At 57.8% G+C, this 2,668-nt stretch carries 3 protein-coding genes; all 3 read right to left on the reverse strand.

The features are described from left to right. On the reverse strand, positions 1–701 hold a 701-nt coding region (locus Q1B15_RS16630; RefSeq protein ID WP_299755745.1), incomplete at its 3' end, for a TRAP transporter large permease subunit. After that, positions 694–1,632: an ROK family transcriptional regulator gene (locus Q1B15_RS16635; protein ID WP_299755747.1), complete on the reverse strand. Its 939-nt coding sequence runs from the start codon at positions 1,630–1,632 to the stop codon at positions 694–696. The genes Q1B15_RS16630 and Q1B15_RS16635, both read right to left, overlap by 8 nt. 88 nt (positions 1,633–1,720) lie before the next feature. Next, positions 1,721–2,668 (reverse strand): 3-methyl-2-oxobutanoate hydroxymethyltransferase (locus Q1B15_RS16640; protein ID WP_299755749.1); only part of this gene is annotated, 948 nt, incomplete at its 5' end.

Raw genomic sequence — 2,668 nt, forward strand, 5'->3', positions numbered from 1 at the left:
CCGGTGAGGCCGGAGGACACGACCGCCGCCTTTGCGGGCCCGCCGCGCATGCGACCCGTCAGCGCGGTCGCAAAATCCATCAAGACCTGGCCCGCACCGGTTTTTTCCAACAAGGCGCCAAGCACCACCACGCCGGTGACAAATGTGGCGCTGACGCCAAGGGGCGTGCCAAAAATACCGCCGCCCCCCAGATAGACCTGCGATGCCACCCGTTTCAGCGAATAGCCGCGATGCGCCAGGGGATCCGGCAAATAGGCGCCCAACAGCCCATAGCACAAAAATAGGCTGGCCAGGATAACAATTGGCCAGCCGATGGTGCGGCGGCAAGCGTCAAACAGCGCCACCACCAGCATAGAGCCAAAGAAAATCTCGTAAGGTGTGATCGCACCATAACGGTCATTGATGGCATCAAAATTCCACAGCTGGTGCCCGATGGCGACGGCGGCACCCGTCAAAGCCATAGCAATCCAAAGCCTGGCCAAGATCGCCTTTGGTCCGCGATGATCGCCGCTTTCCGGGTCAAGTGAGGATTGCAGGGCCATGGTGAAAACCATGACCATCACCAACAGCAAATGTGCGCTGCGCTGGATCCCATCAGGAAAAACGCCAAAATAGGCAGTGTAAAGCGTGAGCCCAACCAGAATGACCGCACTTGTGGCGACGATCGTGGGCAGCACAAAAAGGCGCAGGGTCTTATCCATGGTTGCTTTCCTGGGATTGATCCGCAAAGCGGGCAAAACGGTCATAATCCAGCCGGTCAGAATAGCAAAAAGAATGCAGCGCCAGCAGGGCTGCCGCCGCGACCGACGAAATGGTACCTTTGAGCAAAGTAAACGAATGGCGTGGATCATAGTCAAAATGATCGATCAGCGCCTTTTGCGCGGCGTCAAAATAACAGTCGCTAGAGCCCAGATACCCGCTGAGAATGATCATTTTGGGTCTCAGTAGGTTGGCAACGACATCTATGGCTGGCGGGACATTGGCGCCTGTCTCGGCCACAAATTTGGCTGCGTTTTCGTCTTTGAGCGCGGCCAATAGCGAGGCTGCGTAATACGACAGCTGGGAGGTATCAAAGGTTTGATGATCCAGTTTTCCCATGCGCGATAACAAGCCAAAGCCAGTGGCCGAAAGATGCAGGCAATCACGCCGGCCGCAGGTGCAAATCAAGGGGCGTTTTTCTGATCGAAAATGCCCCATCAGCCCGGAAACCACGGCATCGCCGCGCACCAATTTGTTTTCCGACACAATTCCGGCTCCGACAAATGTCGCGACGTGGATCAACGTAAAGTCGGCAACGTCGCGCGCCATGCCAAATCGCATTTCCGCAATCGCCAGAGCATTACAGAGGTTTTCAATCTCGACCGGAAGGTCAATGATCTGTTGGATTTCGCGGCAGAACTGCCTGCCAACATGTTTCTGCCTGGCTTTGTCCGGGGTGTTGGATTCTTCGATGATCCCGGCGGAAAGCAACTCTCGGACAATCCGGGTCGCCGCCATTTCTGAAAAACCGCACATACGCGCAAGGTCGGCGCGCGAGATGCCCGGCTCGGCCTGAATGCGCGACAGGATCTTCCCGCGGTGGGTTTTCCGCAGGCGTGCGGGGGTGGAACTGGAGTTTGAATTAATAACCATCTATTAGTTAGCATTCCAATCCCCAGATCCAAGCAAGTCTTTTGATCTGGTTAGCTTCATTTCAGGGGCCTTTGTACGAGCCCGCCAATCATAGCGGCCCATCTGTCACGCCCCGTGCAATCAGGTCTTCAAGGACCAACACAGTGCTGCTGTCTGCCTGCACAAGGTGCCTTGGTTGCGGAAATGCCCCGTTGCGCACCTCGTCGGCATATTCCGCAAAGGCGGCAATGCGTTCGCCTTGTAGTCGTTGGTACGCGTCATAAAGGTTTCTATAGCGCTTGCCGTGGCGGGCTGGGGGGGCTTCTGCTGTCCCAAGGATGTCTTCGGCAAAGAGATGCTGCACATCACAATCCGTCCCCGAACCAAGTGAGATCGTCACCAGACTGGTGTCACGGGCCAGAACCGCCATGACGTTATGCGGGATCACCTCGCATTCGACGGCCCATGCGCCGGCGTTTTCCAGCGCTTTCAGATCGGCGTGCAGGGCTTTCGCCTGATCCGGCGTCTTGCCCACAGCGCGCAGGCCGCCGGTCCAGGTGCTTTTGCGCGGAACCAGGCCAATATGGCCCATGACCGGCACACCGGCGGCGGCCATCGCCTCAATATACCTGGCGCTCCACGCGCAATAAACGCTGTCGGCCCCGGCTTCCATCGCGGTGAAAGCGGCACGCAATGCTTCGGTCTCGCTCGCGGCAAGTGTTGGCGGCATGCAAAAGGTCATAAAGGTTTCGGGCGCTGCCCGTCGTAGCGCGACAGCATCTTCGGGCCTTTGCGCAGTCCAGCGGATGTTGATCATATCAAGCGCTGCCGCCTCGGCGGCCTCGGCTTCCTCGGGCGTGAATGTCATGGCCTGAACCTTTTGACCTGTGCCTTTATGCTGTATCAGATCGTAGACCGTATAGTTGCGCCGCTGATAGGCGCCAGTCATGGTCACGACACGTTTGCGGGGGGGCGGGTCACCGGTCATTTGAGCGTCCTGGGCAGCCAGAGGCTGATCTCGGGTACCAGGGTGATCAGGGCCAGCATGACCAACAGG

Source organism: uncultured Boseongicola sp. (assembly GCF_937988555.1).
Taxonomy (GTDB): domain Bacteria; phylum Pseudomonadota; class Alphaproteobacteria; order Rhodobacterales; family Rhodobacteraceae; genus Boseongicola.